This window comes from Chamaesiphon sp. VAR_48_metabat_403, from assembly GCF_031422475.1.
Lineage (GTDB): Bacteria > Cyanobacteriota > Cyanobacteriia > Cyanobacteriales > Chamaesiphonaceae > Chamaesiphon.
In genome coordinates this window covers 1-4,531 of sequence record NZ_JANPLS010000298.1, presented here as the reverse complement: position 1 = coordinate 4,531, position 4,531 = coordinate 1, and the positions used below count along the sequence as shown (strand labels likewise).

General features: G+C 46.5%; 7 protein-coding genes. All 7 read left to right on the top strand.

The window, feature by feature from the left end; translation table 11 throughout:
• Positions 1-1,045 (top strand): hypothetical protein (locus tag RMO79_RS14265; RefSeq protein WP_310483838.1); only part of this gene is annotated, 1,045 nt, incomplete at its 5' end.
• A gap of 9 nt (positions 1,046-1,054) precedes the next feature.
• Positions 1,055-1,885 carry a hypothetical protein gene (locus tag RMO79_RS14260; RefSeq protein WP_310483836.1) on the top strand — a complete coding sequence of 277 codons (831 nt, stop codon included), beginning with the start codon at positions 1,055-1,057 and terminating at the stop codon, positions 1,883-1,885.
• Positions 1,886-1,992: 107 nt separating this feature from the next.
• Positions 1,993-2,556 (top strand): hypothetical protein, encoded by a 564-nt coding sequence (locus RMO79_RS14255; protein WP_310483834.1) that lies wholly within the window; start codon positions 1,993-1,995, stop codon positions 2,554-2,556.
• The gene (locus tag RMO79_RS14250; protein WP_310483832.1) at positions 2,557-2,796 is read left to right on the top strand and encodes a hypothetical protein; all 240 of its coding nucleotides are present in this window, start codon (positions 2,557-2,559) and stop codon (positions 2,794-2,796) included.
• 4 nt (positions 2,797-2,800) lie between these two features.
• Positions 2,801-3,271, top strand: a complete 471-nt coding sequence (locus RMO79_RS14245; RefSeq protein ID WP_310483830.1) for a hypothetical protein — start codon at positions 2,801-2,803, stop codon at positions 3,269-3,271.
• 11 nt (positions 3,272-3,282) lie between these two features.
• A complete protein-coding gene (locus tag RMO79_RS14240) occupies positions 3,283-3,909 on the top strand; it encodes a hypothetical protein (RefSeq protein ID WP_310483829.1) in 627 nt (208 codons plus the stop codon).
• A 238-nt stretch (positions 3,910-4,147) separates the two neighbouring features.
• The coding region (locus tag RMO79_RS14235) for a hypothetical protein (RefSeq protein WP_310483828.1) at positions 4,148-4,531 on the top strand (384 nt) is incomplete at its 3' end.

Below are 4,531 nucleotides of genomic sequence, written 5' to 3'. Positions count from 1 at the left end.
GAGAAGAGAAACTGAAATTATTAATCTATTACAGGGAAATCGCTCCCAGCTTGCCGCGCTACCTGCGGTATTAGTCGGCAGCCAAAATTTTAGAACCGCCGTGACATCGGCTGCCGCCGCTGGCACTTGTCAAGCCAACCGACCAGGCGGGTGCGGTAACGGCGGTAGCATTGGCGATTTAATTAACTCGCAGATGGGTGCGATTAATGGGGCAATTAACTCGCTCAATACCAGCCTCATCGCCCCGTTAAGCGGCAAGCTCGATCTAATTAGTAACAAGCTTGGCGCACTAGTTCCCGGCGGTTTGAGCAAGTGGGTGACCAATATTGCCGACGTTGCCAATCGATCTCAAATCCTGAATATCATCAGCTACATCGGCATTTTACATAATGCTTATTTCTTATCGAATGGTCTGACGCAAACTCTATTTAGTGCGGTTAGTAACTCACTTGCCGCAGTCGGCATTAAGGATACATCGCAAGACCCCAACGGATCGCCCTTAAATGTGGGTAAAATTGTTAATGACTGGACTGAGACATTCTTTAAATCAATCTTCGGTGTAGCCACAGTTAACGGTATTAAATCCGATTGGAAAAAATACAGCCGCATTTATCAAGCCGCCGCGCAGGTAATGTACTCGATCCAATCGATCGGGCACTCGATTTTAGGTGCGATGGAAGTAGTCGGTTCTCACGTTTCCAAAATTGGTAACGCCTTACAAAAGGTCAGAGTTGTAGGGGAGAGAGCCTACGGTTGGATGAATCCCACCCCATTCTTTCAGAATCGATTCTTCACCGGATTAACGCAAGCTCAAGAAGTAGTTTCAACAATCGACCAAGTTGCCTCAGAAGCTTTATCGATTCAAGAGACGTTTACTCAATTAGGCAAACAAACCGATGATTTAGCTAAAAGTGTCAGCGAAGCCTCTGACGGTAGAAACGCTTCAGAAACACCGGAAGCAGCAAGCATAAAAGCGGCTGCTGATGCCGCTAAAATTATCAGTCAATCACCAGCTATTCCCGATTCTGCCATCCCCAAACCCTAGATATAAGTTGTGACATTAGCCGAAAATTTCAACTCAGCCGAACATCTTCAAGATGTTTTATTTAAAGTTCAAAATAAAATCGTTCGCGATGAATTCAACGATGTGGGCGATGACGATTGGGTACCTAGTATTGCTACTTCTAGAGGCTCGTTACGAGTTGCTTGCACTCACGATGATCGCGATTCAGTGGATATGACCAATCTCCGATTATGGCTGTTCTACGTGGTGCTGAGAAAGTGCGTAGATTTTCATCCCGCTATTTTCGGAACCCCATCTACTAGCTTCCAAGAAACCACCAAATACTATCCCCAAATACATCTTTATTTTGAGGAAAAAACTACCGAAGTAGAAGCCGGATATAAAGCATTGCGCTCTCAAGTTAGCTTGAGATTGATTGATGAATCGGCAAGTACTTTAAGCGTCGCCGATGCGACAACGATTGCCAATCGCATTAAAAGTTTATTCGTCAGCGGAACGCGATTTTTTTGGAAGCGCGGCAAGTTTCTATTTAGTTATATCGACCAATCGAAAGGGTACTATTTTCAGCTACTTTGCTTTAGCGAAATTGAAGCCAAAAAAATTATCGAGCAAGTTCTCGACATCCGATCGCATACTCCCGATTGGAAGTTATTAAATCAGAAAACTAACGCCGAACCCGTCACGGCATACCCGACGGTACCGGGCAATAAAACAATTTTAGGTAAATCTTACAAACAACCCCGTCGTCGCCCGGTCGGAACCGTGTACTTCACTCATGCGGTAGTACATGTATATGGGAAGCCGACACCCACCGTACTAGTCGATCCCGATCGCAGGTATCGGAATGCGCTGGTAAATTGAATTTAAGCGAATTTCATTCTTAACCCCTATAGGGGTTCGTCTGAGGAATTGTGTCACCTAGAGCCACTTGTGGGCATGTTGAGTAGGAGAAATTTAGAGACAAGAACATGGGAAGACGTTTGACAGCAGCTCAACAGCGACGGGCGGCAGATTTAGCACAAGCACGAGAAGATTATTATCGAACGCGGGTGATTCCTCCGTTGTCAACCGTTCGCCGTCAGGAAAAAATTAGTGCTGTGTACTCTAGCATTCTCATTAAAAACGGTGCGGCATCTCAATTATTTACCGTCCAAGCCAGTCAATCGGCAATTACTAAATTTGGCGGCTTATCAACTTTAGGTTTACGCGGGCCCGCAACCGTTACCGATCCGGTCGCTCCCAAGCCTAGAGGCTTGCGCCCCGCACAAGTGCAGGCGATGGAAGCCACTAGTACCCCTACCGCTAGCCGGAGCAACTGGGGCACCCGCGTGATTAAATACTCCGTTCCGACAGCGGGGAACGCACAGGCGCACTTTGTCGCGCCGATCTCCGTGACTACTGGGGTCGCTACTTTCGATCTGATCGATTCTCGCGCTACGGCGATTTATAACGCTATTATCGGCACTTTGGGCGATCTCCAATATGCCCGATTCTACCTCAAACCCGAATCAGTGATCCTTTCTAAAAACTAGATGAATTCTCCCGCAACATTTGACGATTATTTAGCTACGCCGATTATTATCTATCCGCAGATGGATGAGGCGGAATTTAAATACGAGTTCGAGCGGATGCGATCTCGTGAAGCTGCTACGACTGAATTCGTGACAGGTCAAATTGACGCGGAGGATTTTCTCGAAGTTTTAAGCGAATGTGGTACGAGCATTGATGATGCTCTGAGCGACTGGAAAAATGGGATTTCATACATGGGTTAGATAATTGAGCAGACCGATTCTTCAGCTCCAAAATGGAGCCAACTGGACGAGCATTTGGAGCTATTCGGCGCAAGCTGCATCGGCTCCCGACGCTCGCCCCGGATCTACCCTGCCGATTCCCTTAATTACGGTGCCGTTCTTATTGGAGAACGACATCATCGCGATTTCGGCAATCTCCCCCAGCGCGCCGTCAACTTGGCGGTTTGCGGGTCGGATTGCCAAAAAAATCTCGACGGGAATCGTTACGGGTGGGCTTCCAGATACAACGGTATCGGATCGCAAGGCGTTGCTACTCGATCGGATTAACTTATATCGGTTTACGCGATTGACCGATACTTACGCGCTCGAAATCGAACCGCCGTATTACTTTAAGGATATCGCTTTGAACTTGTGGATTTATACCGGGGTAGATTCCGATACCACTTCCGAACAGTTAAATCGGATCGAATTTGCAGTAGATGAAATTGTGCGTTAATGCCTAACTGGATGACACAGAATATTACCGGGAATATCCTTTATCCCCAGGTATGGGAATCGAGCCGAATTCTGATTAGAGTTATCAGTTCGATTCCCCCGGTATGGCGTAAGGCTGGATATTTAAAAATCGAGGCACTAATTGACGGTGAGTATTTTGTCGATGAATATCGACCGATTGAGTTTGGGAATAACTTGGTTAAAATCTTGCTGCCAGCTTATCGATTATCTTTTGAACCAGTCAATCGGCTGATTTCAATCTATCCGAATACGTCAATATCAATTTATCAATTATCAATTAATGAGGTTAGAAGTTTACAAATGAGTGGTTCTTATATTGCAGCTAATCCAGCGATCGGATCCGATAGCGAAACAATTAAAGTCGCCTCTGTTACTAGTATCGAATTACTTCCCGCTAATCCCAATCGATCGCCTGAGGGTTTGATTGTCAACAATGCCAATCGAGATATGTGGGTGCGGTTCGGGTCTGCGGCTGCGGTAGCGGCGAGTCCCTGCGTGGAAATTTTGCGAAATGGCGGTAACTATGATATCCCCGGCGGCTATACCGGGGTCATTAATGGAATCTGGGAATCAGGCGCGACGGGTAGCTGCGTGGTGCATGAATTCTCTTATATCTAGGTTAAATCGGTTGAGATGGTTTAGTTTTTGAGTGATTAATAATGGAGAAGAAAAAATGGTTACAGCTTATTGTTTCGGGATTATCGCTAGTTTTATCATTGGCTCTAGATCTGTACTACCCGCATGTAAAAGATGCCCTATGTACAATTCTGCCAACCACAAACCAAAACTCCCCAAATAGTTATAATCCCGATGTTCGATCGGGTACAAATCGCGAATCGATGGAGATGATTAAATAATGCTTAAACAACCTTTCTTAGTGTTCTCGATGCCGCTCGATAATTCTCCCGCTCTCAATCGCGGTCGATTGGTACTTTACGATTGGGAACAGGGACAAATTGGGCGATGGGTGGCGACGACTGGTTTAGGGATGTGGCAAAAAATCGGCGGCTGGTCTAAGCAAGGCGGGGGGGTAATTCCTGCAACCTACCAGTGCAATCCGACCTTTGCCAATTACTGGGTGCAAGTCAATCCGATCGATCTATCCCACGTTAAGGGGGTTGAGGGTGATGCTTATCCGATTACGCCGTTTGCGGTACGTACTAAGGATGGAGTAGAGCGATCCGATTTGCTCATCCATCTCGACGCTAATGTCCCCGGTTCGATGGGTTGCATCGTGATG